The sequence below is a fragment of the Sporosarcina sp. P3 genome (assembly GCF_002743415.1).
Classification (GTDB): domain Bacteria; phylum Bacillota; class Bacilli; order Bacillales_A; family Planococcaceae; genus Sporosarcina; species Sporosarcina ureae_A.
On record NZ_PDZE01000009.1, the window covers coordinates 12,779 to 31,783 of the forward strand.

General features: G+C 41.8%; 20 protein-coding genes. 11 read left to right on the forward strand and 9 right to left on the reverse strand.

Annotation, left to right across the window (positions count from 1 at the left end; translation table 11 throughout):
* The first annotated feature begins 4 nt into the window (after nucleotides 1-4).
* Complete coding sequence (locus CSV61_RS11765; protein ID WP_099639366.1) at nucleotides 5-937, forward strand: methyl-accepting chemotaxis protein; 933 nt, start codon at nucleotides 5-7, stop codon at nucleotides 935-937.
* A 240-nt stretch (nucleotides 938-1,177) separates the two neighbouring features.
* On the opposite strand, the gene CSV61_RS11770 is transcribed toward CSV61_RS11765, so the two are convergent.
* From CSV61_RS11770 to CSV61_RS11790, 6 genes are all read right to left on the reverse strand, one after another.
* Nucleotides 1,178-2,020, reverse strand: coding sequence for an RluA family pseudouridine synthase (locus CSV61_RS11770; RefSeq protein ID WP_099639367.1), 843 nt, complete (start codon nucleotides 2,018-2,020; stop codon nucleotides 1,178-1,180).
* A 13-nt stretch (nucleotides 2,021-2,033) separates the two neighbouring features.
* Nucleotides 2,034-2,507, reverse strand: a complete 474-nt coding sequence (locus tag CSV61_RS11775; protein ID WP_083033475.1) for a thioredoxin family protein — start codon at nucleotides 2,505-2,507, stop codon at nucleotides 2,034-2,036.
* A 6-nt stretch (nucleotides 2,508-2,513) separates the two neighbouring features.
* A complete protein-coding gene (locus CSV61_RS11780; protein ID WP_099639368.1) occupies nucleotides 2,514-2,933 on the reverse strand; it encodes a disulfide oxidoreductase in 420 nt (139 codons plus the stop codon).
* A 59-nt stretch (nucleotides 2,934-2,992) separates the two neighbouring features.
* The gene (locus tag CSV61_RS11785; protein WP_199173624.1) at nucleotides 2,993-4,330 is read right to left on the reverse strand and encodes a hemolysin family protein; all 1,338 of its coding nucleotides are present in this window, start codon (nucleotides 4,328-4,330) and stop codon (nucleotides 2,993-2,995) included.
* A gap of 322 nt (nucleotides 4,331-4,652) precedes the next feature.
* Nucleotides 4,653-4,805: a hypothetical protein gene (locus tag CSV61_RS16845; protein ID WP_156890527.1), complete on the reverse strand. Its 153-nt coding sequence runs from the start codon at nucleotides 4,803-4,805 to the stop codon at nucleotides 4,653-4,655.
* Nucleotides 4,806-4,849: 44 nt separating this feature from the next.
* A complete protein-coding gene (locus tag CSV61_RS11790) occupies nucleotides 4,850-5,053 on the reverse strand; it encodes a YheE family protein (protein WP_083033470.1) in 204 nt (67 codons plus the stop codon).
* An 84-nt stretch (nucleotides 5,054-5,137) separates the two neighbouring features.
* Here CSV61_RS11790 and CSV61_RS11795 point away from each other — a divergent pair, with 84 nt between their 5' ends.
* A complete protein-coding gene (locus tag CSV61_RS11795; RefSeq protein ID WP_099639369.1) occupies nucleotides 5,138-5,530 on the forward strand; it encodes a ferritin-like domain-containing protein in 393 nt (130 codons plus the stop codon).
* Between the two features lies 1 nt (nucleotide 5,531).
* Here CSV61_RS11795 and CSV61_RS11800 read toward each other — a convergent pair whose 3' ends face one another.
* Entirely contained in the window at nucleotides 5,532-6,311 is a 780-nt protein-coding gene (locus CSV61_RS11800) for a helical backbone metal receptor (protein WP_099639370.1), read from the reverse strand.
* Between the two features lie 190 nt (nucleotides 6,312-6,501).
* Here CSV61_RS11800 and CSV61_RS11805 point away from each other — a divergent pair, with 190 nt between their 5' ends.
* The 4 genes from CSV61_RS11805 to CSV61_RS11820 all read left to right on the forward strand — a co-directional run bounded on the left by CSV61_RS11805 (nucleotide 6,502) and on the right by CSV61_RS11820 (nucleotide 10,474).
* Nucleotides 6,502-7,641: a DUF445 domain-containing protein gene (locus CSV61_RS11805; protein ID WP_369824371.1), complete on the forward strand. Its 1,140-nt coding sequence runs from the start codon at nucleotides 6,502-6,504 to the stop codon at nucleotides 7,639-7,641.
* Nucleotides 7,642-7,652: 11 nt separating this feature from the next.
* Entirely contained in the window at nucleotides 7,653-8,000 is a 348-nt protein-coding gene (locus CSV61_RS11810) for a YlbF/YmcA family competence regulator (protein ID WP_099639372.1), read from the forward strand.
* 65 nt (nucleotides 8,001-8,065) lie between these two features.
* A complete protein-coding gene (locus tag CSV61_RS11815) occupies nucleotides 8,066-9,574 on the forward strand; it encodes a coproporphyrinogen III oxidase (protein ID WP_099639373.1) in 1,509 nt (502 codons plus the stop codon).
* 114 nt (nucleotides 9,575-9,688) lie between these two features.
* Nucleotides 9,689-10,474 (forward strand): enoyl-CoA hydratase, encoded by a 786-nt coding sequence (locus CSV61_RS11820; RefSeq protein WP_099639374.1) that lies wholly within the window; start codon nucleotides 9,689-9,691, stop codon nucleotides 10,472-10,474.
* A 68-nt stretch (nucleotides 10,475-10,542) separates the two neighbouring features.
* Here CSV61_RS11820 and mgsA read toward each other — a convergent pair whose 3' ends face one another.
* Together mgsA and CSV61_RS11830 are read right to left on the reverse strand one after the other, a co-directional pair.
* A complete protein-coding gene (gene mgsA / locus CSV61_RS11825) occupies nucleotides 10,543-10,947 on the reverse strand; it encodes a methylglyoxal synthase (protein ID WP_199173625.1) in 405 nt (134 codons plus the stop codon).
* 269 nt (nucleotides 10,948-11,216) lie between these two features.
* Nucleotides 11,217-11,402 carry a YhzD family protein gene (locus CSV61_RS11830; protein ID WP_099639376.1) on the reverse strand — a complete coding sequence of 62 codons (186 nt, stop codon included), beginning with the start codon at nucleotides 11,400-11,402 and terminating at the stop codon, nucleotides 11,217-11,219.
* A gap of 186 nt (nucleotides 11,403-11,588) precedes the next feature.
* Between CSV61_RS11830 and CSV61_RS11835 the strand changes: the two genes are divergently transcribed.
* From CSV61_RS11835 to yhaM, 5 genes are all read left to right on the forward strand, one after another.
* Nucleotides 11,589-12,488 (forward strand): ABC transporter ATP-binding protein, encoded by a 900-nt coding sequence (locus tag CSV61_RS11835; protein ID WP_099639377.1) that lies wholly within the window; start codon nucleotides 11,589-11,591, stop codon nucleotides 12,486-12,488.
* Nucleotides 12,481-13,740 (forward strand): ABC transporter permease, encoded by a 1,260-nt coding sequence (locus CSV61_RS11840; RefSeq protein ID WP_099639378.1) that lies wholly within the window; start codon nucleotides 12,481-12,483, stop codon nucleotides 13,738-13,740. Before CSV61_RS11835 ends, CSV61_RS11840 begins: the two co-directional genes overlap by 8 nt.
* A 226-nt stretch (nucleotides 13,741-13,966) precedes the next feature.
* Complete coding sequence (locus tag CSV61_RS11845; protein ID WP_099639379.1) at nucleotides 13,967-15,169, forward strand: metallophosphoesterase family protein; 1,203 nt, start codon at nucleotides 13,967-13,969, stop codon at nucleotides 15,167-15,169.
* 1 nt (nucleotide 15,170) lies between these two features.
* Nucleotides 15,171-18,023, forward strand: coding sequence for an ATP-binding protein (locus tag CSV61_RS11850; RefSeq protein ID WP_099639380.1), 2,853 nt, complete (start codon nucleotides 15,171-15,173; stop codon nucleotides 18,021-18,023).
* The gene (gene yhaM / locus CSV61_RS11855) at nucleotides 18,023-18,961 is read left to right on the forward strand and encodes a 3'-5' exoribonuclease YhaM (protein WP_083033443.1); all 939 of its coding nucleotides are present in this window, start codon (nucleotides 18,023-18,025) and stop codon (nucleotides 18,959-18,961) included. The genes CSV61_RS11850 and yhaM overlap by 1 nt, the downstream gene beginning before the upstream one ends.
* The last annotated feature ends 44 nt before the right edge of the window (nucleotides 18,962-19,005 follow it).

Genomic DNA, 19,005 nt, shown 5'->3' on the forward strand with positions numbered 1-19,005 from the left:
GAACATGGGGATATTTAGAAGGCAACCGGATAGGCGCCTAATGGAAGACAAAACGATCATACAAACGACACCTCTACAAGTAGAGCAAACAGATAACCGCCGTTACAAAAAAGTAGAGACAGAATTGACTGCTGCAGTTGCACAACACGAAAAAGTGAATGCTCAACACCATGTCTTAGGTGATGCAGTATCTGACATCGAATCAAGCTTTCATGTAATACAGAAGCTAAGTGACAAAACGATTGAATCCTCTTCACAGTTGCAAGAAAATGGTCATTCATTGGAAGAAAAATCATTATATATGGTAAAAGAAGCGGAAACTGGTGCAGATGATGTGAGGTTAACCGCTCAAGTCATGAATGATCTAGGTATGCATATGAAAGAGTCGGAAGATAGTATGTCGCAATTGAGTGAGCGGTCTGTAGAAATCCAGTCGATTGTCGGTGTCATCGAAAACATCGCTGCGCAAACTAATCTCTTAGCATTGAATGCTTCAATTGAGGCGGCAAGAGCAGGCGAGTATGGCAAAGGGTTTTCTGTCGTCGCACAAGAAGTACGAAAACTGGCAGAGAGCACGTCGACCAGTACAAAAGATATCCAGCAATTAACGAATTCTCTTAAAGAGGAAATTTTGGAAGCGTTGGAAGCTACAAAGAAAAGTTCGAAGTTGATTGAACAAGGAATAGCGGTCAGTTTACAGACTGCATCTAAGATTGATCATATTTTGGAGACGGTTAAAGGGAGTCAGGTTGATATTTCCTCAATTGAAAAGATGATTGTAGAGCAGAATGAATTATCCACGCTTATGCAAAGAGAGTTACAAAAGGCAAATTCATTATTCTCATCTGCACATGAACTTATTGTAGAGCATATCGAGGATGCTAAGGAAGTAGATCAGCGTCTGGAAAGCGGAATTCAGCAGTTGTTGGTGGAATAATACTATACAGATGTCCTGGAAGTAATCATACTCCAGGGCGTTTTTTTACATTTTTCTAAGTTCAGGAATTACATACTATGGCAATAGAGAAGACCTCGAAAGTAACATGTGTAATGAAGCTTCAACTGGCGGACGCTTATTCCTATTCCGACACATACAATGCCATGTGGTTAACAAGAGTAGAAAAGAGCTGTCCAGGAAGTCGTAGCCAAACGACCTCTTGGACAGCTCTGTTTCGTCTTATTCAGTTTCCACTACGATCAACTCTGAAGTAATGGGATGTGTAAAAGCGACTTTTGTAGCGACTAGCTTATATGGTCCTCTTGACATCGTTTCGCTGCCATATAGCTGATCTCCAACTACGGGGTGACCCATATGAGAGAAGTGGACACGAATTTGGTGTGTTCGGCCTGTTTCCAACTGAGCTTCAACCAGTGTCGTATCCGTTTTACGTTCAATCACTTTAAAATGCGTGACCGCCGATTGGCCGGAAGGTGATACTCTTCGCTTTGTGGCATGATAACGATCTTTACCAATTGGCATATTAATTGTGCCACGCGGTTTTCTTAGCTGGCCTTCAAGTTCAGCTGTATAATATCGTTCGATTTGATTCTGTTCCAACATACGGTCGAACATCGTTTTTGCTAGTGGATGTTTTGCGATAAGCAAAACTCCAGCCGTGTGCTGATCTAGGCGATGGATATGCTCTGCATAGCTACCACCTTTTGCGTCGATATATCCCATGACTTCGTTCATCAATGTGCCGGTACCAGGTACGTGTTCTGGGTGTACGGACACGCCAGCGGGTTTGTGTACCGCAAGTATATGCTCGTCTTCCCATAGCACACGTAAGGAGTCGGAAGGTTCTGGTTTGTAGTCGGACTGTGCTTCTGAGAAACTAAAGATCAGTTCTGTGCCTTCGGGGAGAGGTTCTTTCCATTCCACTGGTTGGCCTTCTGTATCCGTTACGCTCTTATCCATGCGCATTTGGTGAACTGATTTCTTACCGCCTTGCCATTGTTCTCTCAGTAATTTTTCGATCGTCTCACCGGGTTGTTCAGTTGTATAATGAAAACTTGTCATCTACGTAGTCTCCTTAGTTGCTCTCGAATTCATCAAAGAATGCTCTAATTTGATCGTCAGGCTGTGAGCCGACTGTTCTGCCTTGTTCTTTTCCATCTTTATAGTGGACGAGTGCAGGCCATGCTGTTATATCATATTCCTGCTTCATCTGATCCCCGAACTCGATTAGGTTATATTGATAGACATGTGCATCATATTCGTCTGCAATCGGCATCAACCGCGGAGTCATGTCCATACAGTGCGGGCATTCGGGACTGAAGTAATAAACGGTTGTTGGCTCGCCGCTTTCAATCTTTTCGAATATTTCTTCAGGAAGTGCGACGTTCTGGTAACTTTCGTTGTCCAATAAATCAATAGTGGATTGCTGTAGATTATTTGTACCGTATGGGTTGTCAGCCAATTTGGTTTCGTTGGATTTATTATTGAGGACGATGATCAAAATGAAGATCACGACAATAATTCCACCAATCATTAATAACTTTTTCAATGTGGTTCACTCCTTTGTCTGTTTTAAGATTACAAGACTTGCGATAAAAATAAAAGCGAATGCTATCAATGCAAGAAAAGGAATCGTAATAAAGCCGAAATAATTGATATAGGCACCTGTACAAGAAGTCCCACCACATTCAGGTGCGCTGTCTTGTAAGAAAGCCAGTTTCTGAATGCCGTAGTGATAGAGAGAGATACAGCCTCCGATGAAAGCGAACGAAGCTGTAGTCCAAGCAATCGAAATGTTTTTCTGAATGAGTGCGATCAAACCGATTAAGACAATAGGATACATGAAAATCCGTTGATACCAGCACATCGTACAAGGAGTATAGCCTTTGATTTCAGAGAAATACAATGAACCAAGTGTAGCGATGAGTGCGACGGCCCACATGGAGAGGAGCCAGTTTTCCTGTTTTTTATTCATGGAGCATCTCCTTACGATTAGATAATTGACAAAAGCTTTCCCGTTTAAGCGGGAAAGCTTTATTTGGAAGAGTCGGTAGTTTCATTGGTTGCTATATCGGAAGGTTGTTTTTTGGCTTCTAGATACAGAATGTGATTACCGTCTACTTCTTTAACAGTAAACTCATATCCTTGTTCAATAATCTTTTCGCCTTGTATAGCTTCAAAGCGTTGATCCATGAACCAACCGCCGATCGTATCAATATCTTCTTCGAGAATTTCGATATTCAATGCGTGATTGACGTTTTCAATCAGCATTTTAGCATCTAAAATATAGTGGTCCGTACCGACAACTTGAAGTTCAGGTAGTTCATCCATGTCGAATTCATCGCGGATTTCACCAACAATTTCTTCTAGTATGTCTTCAATGGTGACGAGACCGGAAGTCCCTCCATATTCATCCAATAGAACAGCCATATGAATACGTTCGCGCTGGATCTTTAAGAGCAAATCTCCGATCGGAATTGTTTCGATCACTCGGATAATCGGCTGCATATAGTTGACGACCGATTTACTGCCATTTGACGGATCTTTAATATAGGCTGTTAGCAAATGTTTCATATTGATGAGTCCGATGACATGATCTTTGTCTCCATCGATAATTGGATAACGAGTAAACTGTTCTACCCCGAGCAATTCAAACACTTCAGATAATGTCATATCCTTCTCGACTGTCATCATTTCTGTTCGTGGCAGCATAATTTCTTTTGCGACTCGATCATCAAACTCGAAAATACGATTGACGTATTTGTACTCTGCTTGATTGATTTCCCCGCTACGCAAACTATCGGATAAGATAATGCGCAATTCTTCTTCTGTATGACCTACTTCTAGTTCGGAAATGGATTTGAAGCCTAGCAATCGTGTAACAAGACGTGCCGATCCGTTCATTCCTTTAATGACCGGGTACATAAGACGGTAAAATAGATTTAATGGGACGGCAAGGGATAGGGATAATTCTTCCGCCTTGTGCAATGCGATGGTCTTTGGAGCGAGTTCTCCGACCACGACATGCAAATAGGTGACAATCGCTAAAGCGATAGTGAATGAAAGAATGGTTTCGACATTGGCATCGAGCATAAACATGTCGAAAATGGGAGCTAGCATCATGCGAACTGTTGGTTCCCCGAGCATACCTAAGCCAAGAGCCGAAATCGTAATTCCGAGCTGACAAGCGGATAAATATTCATCTAAGTTATCGGCAATTTTTTTTGAAAGAACCGCGCGTTGATTACCTTCATCGATTAATTGGTCGAGACGTGATGAGCGGACTTTCACGATTGCGAATTCACACGCAACAAAGAAAGCGGTGATTGCGATCAAGGCAGCAAATGCTGCCAATCGTATGGCAATATCCAAATAATAGCTTCGCGCTTAACCCAAATGAGGGAAAAGAACAAAGCGTACACCTCCTGTAAAGTAAAGTTAGTTATCTTTTATAATAATTTATTTATAGAGAAATTACAATTCGATTTGCTTACAGAATGGAATAAATCATTTTAGGGATACATAATGTGTCGATATATCGAGTGAAGGAGGGTGTGACAACACCGCTGTACGAAGAAATTATCTTCTAGTTGGCATCAATTTTGTCATTTACTCAAGTAGTAAAACTTTGTAAAAAAGACTGAAGACCAAGTCCTTTACACAAGGAAAATGTCTTCAGTCTTAGATCAAACTGTTACTCGCCATATCGTGGTTGAGTTTCTTTAAAAGCATTTTGTTCGTCAGGGATGCGGCTTTTGTCTTCAAAGACGTTTTCAGTTTTTTGGTTTTGTATCTTCAAACGCTCTTTTTCTAACTGTTGTTTACCTTTTGATTGTTCTTTGCCCATAAAAGCACCTCCTCTAGTTAGAGGATGGTCGGTTTACGTGGATCTCATTCATAGACGTGGTAAGTCATCAGGTCATGAACCATCCGCAAGACGTTTTCTTCATCTGGCGGTGTGCCGTTAGTCCAGTTAACCGTGCCGTCTTTATGATAGTCGCCTTTGTATTGTTTGTTTTGGTAATAGAATGAAATGGTCCAGCCTGGTAGATCAGTGTCTTCAAACATTTTTTTATAACTGAAGTGTTGTAGCATATTGTTTTCTCCTTTACTGTTCCATTAGTGATATCCCGTTCGTTCGTTTCATAAACTGACCAAAAGGAACGAAAGGATGAGTGTGTGTTTGTTACTCAACTACGTAATGCAGTCGAGGAAAAGTATAAGTCGTATTTTTATTATAAGTCCATGTACCAACTAACGAATGATTTGCTGTGGCAGGAATTCATTCGCCATGCATATGAGGATGAAAAAAGTCATTACGAGATGTTCCAGCAGTTGTATTATCTACTAACGAACGAGTTTGTACCAAATCCGAAAAAAACAGCGCCTTGTACGAATTTAAAAGAATCAGCCAAAAACGCGTTAGTTTTTGAACTAGAAGCAGTAGAACAATGTAAGGAAATGTTTCTAACGATTCCGTTTGAAGAGGCATATGATCCAATTTTTATCGCTTTACATGATGATATGGAGCATGCGATTCGAATGTCTACCATATTCAATGGAGCAAATTAAATCAAACGTCGAATGAAAAGTTTTTGAAATACTTGGCACCTTCAAGCATCCGAACCCCATACCAGAACATTTCGCCATCAATTAATTGAATAGCTGAATCTGGTAGCATTTCTTGGAATTGAACTAGCTGTTTTTCTTTAAAGGGATATGGTTCGGATGACAGCAATACTAAGTCGAGATTAGCTTCCTTGAATTGCTCTTTCGTTACCGCTGGATAGCGATCAAGCGATTCGACAAAAGGTGTGATAAAACCGAGCTTTTGCAACAATGAGTTGATATAGGTGTCTTTGCCTACAACCATATAAGGTTTTTGCCAAATGACATAGGCGACCCGTGCAGCAGGAAGAGTAGGGAGTTCCGCGAATGCTTGCTTAATTTCCGTAACAAGCGATTCGGACTGTTGCTCTCGATCAGTCAATGATCCCATATCTGTAATCATTCTATAGGCTTCTTCGATCGTCTGTACTTCTGCTACATATACTGGATAGAACTCGGAAAGAATTTCAACCATCTCTTTTGTGTTTTCTTCTTTTTCCATAATGATTAAATCAGGTTGTACTTCATGTATCTTTTCCAATTTCAGATCTTTTGTTCCTGCAACTGCGGGAACGTTCTTAGCTTGTTCGGGATAAATACAGTAACGTGTGCGTCCGACGATTTCATTCTCAAGGCCAATACCGAATAAAGTTTCCGTAATACCAGGACATAACGTAACGATTCGTTTAGGTGGGAAGTTATACACAACCGTTCTTCCCAAATGGTCAATAATTTCTTTCTTCAATGAAATGAAAGCCTCCTTTGTTGGTATGTAAAACATAGGTTCATGGTAAGTAATACTCTACTTGCAACGTACCTGAACGGCTATCAAATGTAAAGTCAGAAATCTCCGCCTCTAATTGCTTTTCATTCAGCTGGTTTTTGTTATAATTGGAACGAAGACCAAGTGGAATAAGGTGAAGCGATTGAAAATAGTGCTAACTATTTTGTTCATGGCGTTTATTGGCGCATTAATAGGTGGGGTAACGAATCATCTGGCGATTAAGATGTTGTTCAGACCGCATGAGGCAAAATACATTGGAAAAACCCGTTTGCCATTCACACCCGGCTTGATCCCGAAACGTCGAAATGAATTGGCGACTCAGCTTGGTAAAACGGTAACAAATTATTTGCTGACACCTGATCTATTCAGGAAAAAGATGTTGACGCCTGAAATGGAAAAACGTGTAGAGGTATTTGTCCAAAGTAAAATGGATCAATACATTCTGCAATCAGATAAGACATTGACCGACTGGCTTCAGCTTGCGGGTGCCGACAAACTTCCTGACCAAGTGGAAGAAAAGTTGGTTACATTGATTGATCAGCAACTTTACGAGATGAAAGAAAAAGTGACAACAGGTACAGTGGAAGAAGTCATGCCACTTCGTTGGCAACAACAAATCGAAGAAAGAATTCCTTTAGCCTCTGACTTTATATTACTACGCGCAAGTCAGTTTGTTGATTCGGCAGAAGGAAGACAGACATTCCAAAAGTTAATCGATGATTTCTTGGCTTCCAAAGGAACATTCGGTGGCATGCTCAATATGTTTTTTGGAGAATCGGAGTCACTGGTCGGCAAGGTTCAACGGGAAGCTTTGCGATTTATAGAAGCACCTGGAACAAAAGATTTAATAGATCAACTGATTCGGAAAGAGTGGCATAATGTTCAACAACAACCGATGGAACAGTTGACGTCTGGATTCGATTTTGATAGTGTGTTTGCTTCAGTGAGAAAATATGCACTCGATCAATTGGCAGTACATGAAAGACTTGATCATAGCTTGTCATACTATTGGCCACAAGGTTCTACGTGGACAGCTAATCAAGTAACACCAAAGCTTGTGAGCTTTTTATTCTCTCAGGCGGAAGCGCAGCTTGAACAATCATTGAAGAAACTTAAGCTTGATGAAATGGTGAAAGAGCAGGTAGACACGTTCCCGGTGGCGGTTCTAGAAGATCTAGTTCTCGGCATTTCACGTAGAGAGTTTAAGATGATTACGGTTCTCGGCGCATTTCTGGGTGGGATCATTGGAATTGTGCAAGGAATTATTGCGCTTACACTAAATGGATTGTAGGAGGAGATAGTATGTCAGTAAACATTTATGATGATATGAACAAATTAGAATCTACTTTACGCAAGACGGATGAGTATGTAGCGGTGAAAACAGCAATGGCTGATGTGAAAAGTGACGAGCAAGCCCTTGCATTGTTCGAAAGCTTCCGTGAAATCCAAATGAATTTGCAACAGAAACAAATGGCAGGCGAAGAGATTGAGGGAGATGAGCTTGAACACGCACAGAAAACAGCTCAATTGGCTCAAGAAGATCCGAAAATCCTAGCTATGCTAACAGCAGAAATGAAACTTAGCGAGTTAATTGAAGAAATAAACCGTGTAGTATTGAAACCTGTCCAAGACTTATATGAAGGATTTTAATGAATAGACACATCGAAACCGGCCTTGGCCGGTTTTTTTAAACGGATGGAGAGTAGGAGAAAACGATGCAGCAATTATATGTTAATCAACAGTTCCCACAAGACTGGATTCGAATGTTCACGCATTTGGCCAATTTATTTTTCGAACAGTCTAAAATAGTTACTGACCATGCAGAAGATACAGCGATTGATCTACGGTTTATCGAAGCTTACGAAGGTGCGCCAAGTGTAACTGCGGATATTCATTGGCAAGGTAAACACTATACGTCGCGTTTTGCCGAAGATGTAAAAGAAACAGAAGAACGCCAGCAGCTACGTCAGCGTAAAAGAATGTATTCCCATGTATTGCTAGATGTGCTGGAACAAGCAACAGGAATGAATCAAGAGTGGGGGATTTTAACAGGAATCCGACCTACAAAGTTGTATCATATGTATCTTCAAGAAGGCCATACGGTTCATGAGGCGAAGCAATTGCTTCAGCAACGTCACCGCGTATCGGTACGGAAAAGTGAACTGATAGCAGAAATTGCAGACGTTCAACTGAATGCATTGCCAGATTTGTATGCATTAAAAGAAGAGGTAAGTATCTATATTGGTATTCCGTTTTGTCCGACAAAATGTGCGTATTGCACGTTCCCTGCCTATGCCATTCATCGTAAAAGTGGACGGGTGGAAACATTCCTCGACGGCTTGCATGAAGAAATGCGCGCGATAGGTAAATGGTTAAAAGAGCATGACATTCGCATCACGACTATTTATTTCGGTGGCGGTACCCCAACGTCTATTGAGGCAGATGAAATGGATGCACTATATGAAACGATGATGGAGTCATTCCCTCATATGGAACATGTTCGTGAAGTGACAGTGGAAGCCGGCCGTCCCGATACGATTACCATACCGAAACTTGAAGTATTAAAGAAGTGGGGGATTGATCGAATCAGTGTCAATCCTCAATCTTATACAGACGAAACGTTGAAAGCGATCGGCCGTCACCACACTGTACAAGAAACGATCGATAAATATTGGTTGTCACGAGAGCAAGGAATGCGCAATATTAATATGGACTTAATCATCGGTTTGCCGAATGAAGGTCTTGAAGAATTTGAACATTCCTTAGCGGAAACAGAAAAGATGCAACCGGAATCTTTGACGATTCACACTTTGTCATTCAAGCGGGCATCTGAAATGACACGTAACAAAGACAAATATCAAGTAGCGGACCGTGAAACTGTAGGGAAAATGATGACGCGCGGAGAAGAATGGTCACGCGAAAATGGCTATATACCGTATTATCTGTACCGCCAGAAAAATATCTTAGGAAATCTTGAAAATGTTGGGTATTCAAAGCCCGGCGAAGAAAGTCTGTATAACATTTTGATCATGGAAGAAGCACAGACCATTATCGGTTTAGGTTGCGGGGCTTCAAGTAAGTTCATGGAACCAGCAACTGGCAAGCTGACGCAATTCCATAATCCGAAAGAACCTGGCGCTTATATCATAGGATTTGAAGAAGCCATTGATAAGAAAATAGCGTATTTGGAAGAGTTATTTCCGTCCTCAGAAACTATAAAATAAAATGGGTTTCCCCGTCGAAAAGTGTCGGGGAAATCTTTTTTATTAAAGTTATGCAAATGCTCAGGTAATTGTGTATAATGTAATGAATGAACAACCATTCATATAAAGGGGGAATTGATTTTGACAAAACAGATCGAAGTGGAAATTGAAGGACGATTAGCTACAGTAACCTTTAACCAACCGGAAGTAATGAACGCGATGGACGGACTTATGATGAAAGAATTGGCAGATATCGTAGATCAACTAAAAGATAATTCATCCGTACATGTTGTACTGTTCAAAGGAGCAGGTCGAGCATTTTCTGCAGGTGGGAACGTGAAAGCGATGTTAAACCCGAATGGTCCGATGAAAATGGAAGATATTATGGTCGACTTGTCGAGGTTGGCATTATCTATGTACAGTATGCCACAAATCACGATTGCATCCGTACATGGTGCAGCAGCAGGACTTGGCTGCAGCATCGCCATTGCATGCGACGTTGTCATCGCGGAAGAGACAAGTAAAATCGCTATGAACTTCATTGGCATCGGACTCGTTCCAGACGGTGGCGGTCACTTCTTCTTAAAAGAACGCGTTGGTACAGCTAGAGCGAAACAACTCATTTGGTCGGGGAAAGTACTCGATGGAAAAAGTGCCATGCAGATCGGGCTCGTAGATGAAGCGGTTGCAGATGGAGAAGCTTGGAACACGGCACAACAACGTGCTCAAGTGATCTTGAACTCTCCAACAGCCTCTATGGCAGCAACAAAGAAAATCCTCCATGCAGCGGGCATCGCGGAACTCGAGCAAGTAGTGAAACTTGAAAGTGAAGCACAAGCAACCATGCGCGCAACAACTGATCATCGCGAAGGCGTACAGGCATTTGTCGAGAAAAGAAAACCGAGTTTCATAGGTCAATAAATCGTGTACAAAAAGACGCGCTATGCACACTGCGCGTCTCGTTTATATCTATGGAAATAGTTAAAGAATTATTGATACTTAGCGGCTGTTTCTCTCCATGAGAAATAGCCTTTTTCTATAGCGCGTAATAGTAGCTCCGCTGAAGCTAAATTCGTAGCAAGTGGAATACCATACACGTCACATAATCGAAGTAAGGCGCTCACATCGGGTTCATGTGGCTGAGCAGTCAAAGGATCCCGGAAAAATAAAATTAAATCTAGTTCACCCGTTGCGATCATGGCACCCATCTGTTGGTCGCCACCAAGCGGACCCGACATAAGCCGTGTAACGAAAAGATCCGTTTCTTCCATGATGCGTAATCCTGTTGTGCCCGTTGCAAAAAGAGTATGTTTAGCAAAAATCTGCTCGTAAGCAATGGTGAAATTGACCAATTCAGCCTTTTTTTCATCATGCGCAATCAAAGCAATGTTCAAACGAGTCACTTCCTTCTACGATTTCTCAACGACCATAGCGTATCACAAAGCCTCTGAAAAATCTTGTGCTATTCTTATAAAAATTTGTAATAGTACGTTTACTACCTTATTCCTAGAAGATCTGTAAACGCATCGGAAAGGGATTGTTGACAGGCATTATGTTGTTTTTCATTTATCTAATAAGTCGGTAACTTTCTTTTGGGATACTCATGTCCTGTATGAAATTATATAAAAAATAAAATCCCCTAAACGGAGATTTTGTCATGTGTTCACGAATGAAATAATAATAATTTACCGAGAGGGGAAGCCAGACGGTGCGTTCGCTCGAGCAGATCTTTTTCTGTCAACAACTGACGACCTTGTTCTTTCGCTACGTCATCAGATTCAGCAGTAAAAGTCTCCTCTGTAATCAATGAACCATCTTTTTCATAAGCTGTAAGTTTGTATGTCTTCATTGTATCGCCTCCATCATGTTTTATTTAGTATACTATGAAATGAATGAAATGAATAATGATTCAGTGAATTAAAGTGAAAAAATATGTAATGTTTAGAATATAGTAAAAGAATATTTATAAATGTGAAACATATTGTCAGTTAAAACGTAGAACGTGATAGAGAGAATAGTGAAGGAGATGATGTGCATGGCCTTAGAATTGGAACAAGTAACTAAACGGTTTGGCGATTTTACAGCAGTAGATCAGCTGTCATTGATGGTAGAAGAAGGAACGATGTACGGGTTCCTTGGAGCGAACGGTGCTGGGAAAACAACTACGTTTCGAATGATATTGGGGTTATTAACTCCGACTGAAGGAAATATATCATGGAATGGACGCACAATATCATATGAGACGAGTCCGCTCATTGGCTATTTACCTGAAGAACGAGGTCTTTATCCAAAAATGAAAGTGCTAGATCAGTTAATTTTTCTAGGACAGCTGCGTGGAATGAAAAAGTCGGCAGCGAAAAGTGCTGCACTTCATTGGTTGGATCGTTTTGAAGTCCCGCAAAATACGAATAAAAAGGTAGAAGAGTTATCCAAAGGGAATCAGCAAAAAATACAAGTCATTGCGGCATTATTGCATGACCCGCAATTACTGATCTTAGATGAACCGTTCTCAGGACTTGATCCAGTTAATGTGGAGATGTTGAAAAAAGCGATCGTGGACTTCCGTAATAGCGGAGCGACGATCTTATTCTCGAGCCACCGCATGGATCATGTAGAAGAGTTATGTGAACAGCTCAGTATTATTCATCATGGTAAACAATTGGTCAGTGGTAAGTTGCGTGACGTAAAACGTTCATTCGGCAAACAGAATGTTCGAATCCGTGCAGACTTCCCTTTAGTAGAGTTAGAAGGTATCGAAGGGGTCACCACTGCTCATCATTCATTGGAAGGGGCAGTCTTTCAAGTAGAGGATGAACAAACGGCGCATACGTTGTTGCAGATGGCATTACTAAAAGGACCGATTCGTCATTTTGAAATAGAAGAACCATCTTTGCAAGACATATTTATTGCGAAAGTGGGGGAAGAGCATGCGTGAGTTTTGGATTATTTTCAAACAAAGTTTCATAACGAAAGCTAAAACGAAATCATTCTTCATTACGACGCTTATTATGATAGCAGGGATTTTCCTGTTTGCGAATTTACCGAGCATTATTGACAAGGTCGGTAAGATGATGGGAAGTGGGGAAGATGAACGTGTAGTAGTCGTGGATCAGAGTGGAGTATTGTTTGACCGATTGCATGAACAACTTCAGCGCAATGAACAAGGAATTTTATTGGAACAGACGGAAGACTCGCAAGATCAGTTATTAGAGAAAGTAAAGTCAGAAGAAATTGAAGCGTTTGTGGAATTGAGTTTTGATACTGAACAAACGATCCAAGCGTCTTATACAACGGGTAGTTTGGTAGATCAGTTTTTGCCTTCTGCTCTACAAGAAGCATTGCAGAATATCCAAACTGAAGTGAAAGCTGAACAGCTCTCCTTATCCGGTGAACAAGTTGCCGAGTTGTTTGCACCTATTCAGTTTGAGAAACATAATATTTCAGAATCCGCAAAGTCAGAAGAGGAACTAAACCAGGCGCGTATCTTGGTGTATGTGTTGATGTTCGTTATTTACTTTGCCGTGATCATTTACTCATCGATGATTGCGACGGAAGTAGCGACAGAAAAGTCATCACGCGTGATGGAAATACTCATCTCGAGCGTCTCACCGGTTAAGCATATGTTTGCGAAAGTACTTGGAATTGGATCACTCGGGATTGTGCAAATACTAGTCTATGCAGTGTCAGGATTTTTAGCCTATACACTTTCTTCTACTGGAGAGGAAAACGAGTTATCCGCGTTTTTTAGTCTAGAAAACTTAGAAGTAAGTACGCTTGTTTACGCTGTGATCTTCTTCTTACTCGGCTATTTCTTATATGCCACACTCGCAGCTTTGCTTGGATCGCTAGTGAGCCGTACAGAAGACGTACAGCAAATGATTATGCCGATGTCGTTGCTGATCGTTGCAGCTTTCATAATCGCAGCAACTGGACTTGGGAATCCCGAGTTGGGCTACTTAAAAATTGCGTCATTCATCCCATTCTTCGCCCCGCTTGTCATGTTCTTGCGGGTTGGTATGCTCGATTTGCCTTTGTGGGAACCATTGCTTTCCATAGGGATCATGGTGGTGACCATCTTCATCCTTGGTTGGTTCGGTGCCAAAGTATATCGTGGCGGGGTATTGATGTATGGACCATCACGTTCACTGAAGGATTTGAAGAAGGCTATACAGCTTGGAAAAGAATAGGTTTATGTGAAGGGTGTCCCGAGAAGTCGCAGTGCTTCTTGGGATACTCTTTTTTGCGTGGATTTAAGTTCAAGTTCGAGTGCTTGGATCACTCACTGTTAGTAGTATGAGAATTATTGTATGGTCTTAACTTATTCATTGCTATGCGCTATGTTTTAATCGCCTTCCCTTCAATTGATTGAATATGTTAAAATAGGAACTAGTATTCGTGGAAGAGGTGCACGCTATGGAATCTATACGTTTTTTACATACAGCCGATCTGCATTTGGACAGCCCTTTTAAAGGCATGGCCACAGCTGGTCCGGATGAGTTAGCCAGATTGCAGCAGTCTATATTTGCCGCATTCGACCGATTCATAGCCTATGCAGTTAAAGAACGACCGGACTTCGTTGTTATTGTTGGCGACCTATATGACGGTGAAGACCGTAGCTTGCGTGCGCAAATTCGTTTCCAACAAGGGATGCAACAGCTTCAAAAAGTAAATATTCCAGTCTACTTATCGTATGGAAACCATGACCACCTGGCAGGTAGATGGACTAGAGTTTCATTGCCTGAAAATGTACAGGTGTTTACTGAGCAAGTAGAGCAGAAGCAATTGATGATCCGAGACGAAATAATTTATTTACACGGCTTCAGCTACCCGCAACGCCATGTGAAAGAGCCGATGATCAGGCAATATCCTGTAGCGAATGAAGGAATACATATTGGTCTATTGCATGGAAGTGTGGCAGGAGATGCCGAGCATGCTGTATATGCGCCGTTTACAGTCAGTGAATTACAGGAAAAGCACTATCGTTACTGGGCGCTTGGACATATTCATAAACGCCAAGTATTATCACAGGAACCGCCAATTGTATATCCGGGCAATATTCAAGGCAGGCACCGCAATGAGCAAGGTCTCAAAGGCTTTTACGACGTCTCGTTGACGCCTACTAATGTTTCCATGACATTTGTAGCTACATCCGATGTTGTATTTACTACATTGACGGTTTCGTGCAAAGGAATTGAATACGCAGATGACTGGATTTCTGCGTGTCAGGAAGCGATTGATCAACTGACAGCTGAAATGGGTAGTGTCGTCGTGGAGTTGGTGATGGAACATACGGAAGGCCTTACAAAAGACTTGGATAGATCAGAAGTAGAATGGCTTGAAATTTTGCGCGAACAGTATGAAGCTATGGAACCTTTCGTGTGGATTTCAGCAATTGAATGGCCGCAAATCAGTTATTCAGTAGTCCCGAATTCATTACTGGAACCGGTGGAAAAGACTATTTCTACTTGGGAAGCGGATGACTGGAATGACTTGGTGAAAGAAGTATACAGCCATAAAGCTGGTCGCTATTTAGAAGCACTGACGCCGGCGGATTTCGAGCGCTTGAAACAGCAGGCAACCGCATTGCTTAAGAATGAAATGTTGAAGGAGGGCTAAAATGAAAATTCGTAGAATACTTCTTTATGGATTCGGCAAGCATGAGAATTTAGAAATGGATTTGCGACCTGGTATGAATCTTTTGTATGGACCGAATGAAGCAGGTAAGACGACGATTCAGCAAGCCATCCTTCATATTTTATTTGGCTTTCCTCAAAAGAATCAACAAGTGTTGCGTTATGAGCCGAAAACAGGCGGTAAATATGGCGGCTGTCTATACATAGAGGATCAGGAATACGGTAATTGGATGATTGAACGGGTGCGTGGAAAGTCTGCAGGTGACGTGTTCATTCGTTTTGAAGACGGGCGTATGGCGGAAGAAGAAGAATTGAAGAGGTTATTGAGAGGGTATGATCGACAAGCTTTTGAGGCCATTTTCTCTTTCTCTTTATTCCAGTTACAAGATCTTGAGAAAATGGATGAAAATGATTTAAGTCGTACGTTACTGGCTTCCGGAACGACCGGTTTAGATACACTTTGGAAAGTGGAAAAGAAAATGGAAAAGGAAATGGGGGCCCTTTTCAAGAAAACCGGAAAAATACCGCCGATGAATAAAAAATTGACCGAAATACGTGAGCTTGAACAAGCGATGCAAAAAGAGCAACAGAAGCTATCGTCATATGAACCACTGACTATTCGTAAGGCAGAACTCGACGAGCAAGTGACGGCATTACGCTTGGAAGAGCAACATCTGTATAAGCAGTCTGAAGAACAACGAATCGCCATGCAAATTGTTCCGTTGCAGCAACAACGCAATCAAATACGTGAACAGCTTTCTCATATGTCGGATGAATTCCCAGCAGCAGGAATCCAACGTTATGAAGAACTAGCCAGTAAACAATCAGAATTGCAATTAAAGAAAACCCGCTTAGAGAAAGAACAGGAAAAGTGGCAATCGGAATTAATTGATTTGCGACCTGAAAATGAGCGGCAACAGTTAGAGCGCTGGGTGGCACAAGAAGCGGAATGGCATCGATTACGTACGGAGCGGTTTTCTGCTGAACAGGAAATTCGTTTGCTTGAAAAGAAACGACAGCAGCTCAGCAATCGTTTAGGAGTAACTGAGGAGCAACAGTTGTCCATAGGGCAAATAGATGTCTCCATTCAACGCGAACGCTTACTTGAACCGATCCTTGAAGAACAGAAAGAACTAGATCAGCAATTAAAAGCATTGCATCGTCTATTGGCGGAAGCAGAAAGTGAACGCCAAATAGCGGAACAACAAAAAGAACGTAATGACCGGTTGCAATTGACTGAATCTGAGCGAGCGAAACTGGCAGAATGGCCTAAATTGCAACGTCAGCTTATGGAGGCTAAATTCAGTGTATCTGCGGCGGATAAGCACGCTTCGAATCAAATGGTTCCGATACTAATTTTGCTCATTGGACTAGCAATCGGGGCATATAGTATGTTGCAGCAACAATGGTTGTTTGCAGGCCTCGGACTAGTAGTTGTGGGGATCGGTGCCTGGTTATGGAAACAGCAACCTGAATCTGTAGCGGATCAGCAATCATTCATTCGAAATAATGAAGCGTTAGCAGCAGAACTCGAAAGATTGGCTGAACGTGATGATCAGCAGCAACGCGATCAACAGCGAGTGTTAACGGAGATTGAAAGACTGGATCGTAAACTGCACAATTATGCAGAAGAAATGGAACAACTTCATGATCAGAAACAACAGGCAGTAAAGAAGTTGCAAGAACTGGTACAAGATGAACCGTTCGATCTGACATTTAATATTCAGGAAAGCTTCCGTTTACTGCGCGAATTCCAGGATGCGGAAATAGACCAGAGAACATGGCAGCAACGACTGCAAACGACAACGCAACAATTGCAATCGCTGACCCGAGAAGTGGAAGATATGCTTGGTCCTGTTGCGGAGGAAAGTTTATTCGAACGGATTCGCCAGGAGTTACTTCGTCAGGATAGCTTGCAAGAAAAGCATCTAAGCAAACAACAAAGAGTACTTGAAATCCAAGAACAAATGCAAGAAACGCATGAGTTGTTGGAAACGATAGCAACAGAAATTCAAAATTTGTTCGATGTTGTTGGCGTATCAGAAAAAGAGCAATTTTACACAGCATATCAGCAAGATCAAGATGCACAATTGCTGAAACGACAGCTGAAGGAAGTAGAAGTCCAGCTGTCTTTATATAGTAAGGAACCGTTAGTGAGAGAATGGACTATACCGGAACTTGAACGACAGCGTAGCGAAACGACGAACCGTTTACAAATGATTCGTCAGGAAGTAGAGGTACTTGTAGACGAGCAAGTTAAAGTAGGTCATGAAATTTCACAAATGGGTGCCAGTCAAACGTATAGTGAGCTCCAGCAGATATTTGAGGTTCGGAAAGCAGAGCTAGAAGAAATGACGCAACAATGGGTGATCCGCAAAGCTGTCCGTGAATCGATTCGCCAGACGATGAGTGAGTGGAAAGAGCATCAATTACCGGCTGTTCTCATACAGGCCAATAATTGGTTCAGCCGTTTAACGGGGAATCGATACGCGACGCTCGGTTTAACAGCAGAAGGCTATTTTGAGGCAGTTACTGCTGAAGGACAATCGTTCATGATCAATGAGCTCAGTCAAGCTACAAAAGAGCAAGCCTATCTTTCATTGCGACTAGCGTTGGCATATGAATTAGTAGAGCGCGCACCATTTCCTATTATAATGGATGACCCATTTGTTCACTTTGATAATGAGCGACTTTCGCGTATGATAGAAATACTTACTGAGTTACAGCCATCTCATCAATTTCTGTATTTTACTTGCCATACAGAAATGAAATCCAAATGGCTAAGTGAACCGCATACAATTGAGATGGGACCAAAAGTAAAAGGGGAGATCCACTGATGAAAAAATTACTTGATTATCAAGTCGGCGAAACGGTCGACATGTATTTATTGATTAAGCAGGCAACAAAAGGCATCACACAGCAAGGAAGTCCGTTCATGACATTGATACTGCAAGACAAAAGTGGAGACCTGGAAGCGAAACTTTGGGATGCGGGTGAAGAACAAGCCCAGATATACAAAGGAGCGACCATTGTAAAAGTAGGTGGAGAAATCCATGAATACCGTGGAAAAAATCAACTTCGACTTAAAGCCATCCGTCCTGTAAAAGAAGATGAGGGCGTGACGATTGCAGATTTAGTGCCGTCTTCTGAAAAAAGCAAGGAAGTATTGCTAGATGAATTGATGCAGTTTTTCTTTGAAATGAAAAATCCACAAATCCAGCGTGTCACTCGTCATTTGCTGAAAAAGCACCAGCAAGACTTCGTGTTGTATCCGGCAGCTACAAGAAACCATCATGACTACGTATCTGGCTTACTTGATCACGTAGTTTCAATGTTGAAGCTAGGTAAAGCGATTGCGGAGTTGTATCCGACGTTGAATAAAGACTTGTTGTATGCGGGGATTATTTTGCATGATATCGGCAAGGTGATCGAATTATCAGGGCCGGTCGGTACGCAGTATACGATCGAAGGGAATTTGCTAGGTCATATTACGATTATGGTCAATGAAATTTCCAAGGCAGCAGAAGAGCTGGAGATCGAAGGCGAAGAAGTGATGTTGCTTCAGCATATGGTGTTGTCTCACCACGGAAAAGAGGAGTGGGGCAGTCCGAAGCGTCCGATGTTAAAGGAGGCAGAGATTCTTCATTATATCGATAATATCGATGCGAAGATGAATATGCTGAACCGTGTCATGTCTAAGACTACACCGGGCGAGTTCTCCGAGCGCGTATTCCCGCTGGATAACCGTTCGTTCTACAAGCCTACGTTTGAATAAACTAGCGTGGAACGATGCATTAGTAGTTGCTGAGTACGGAGCCT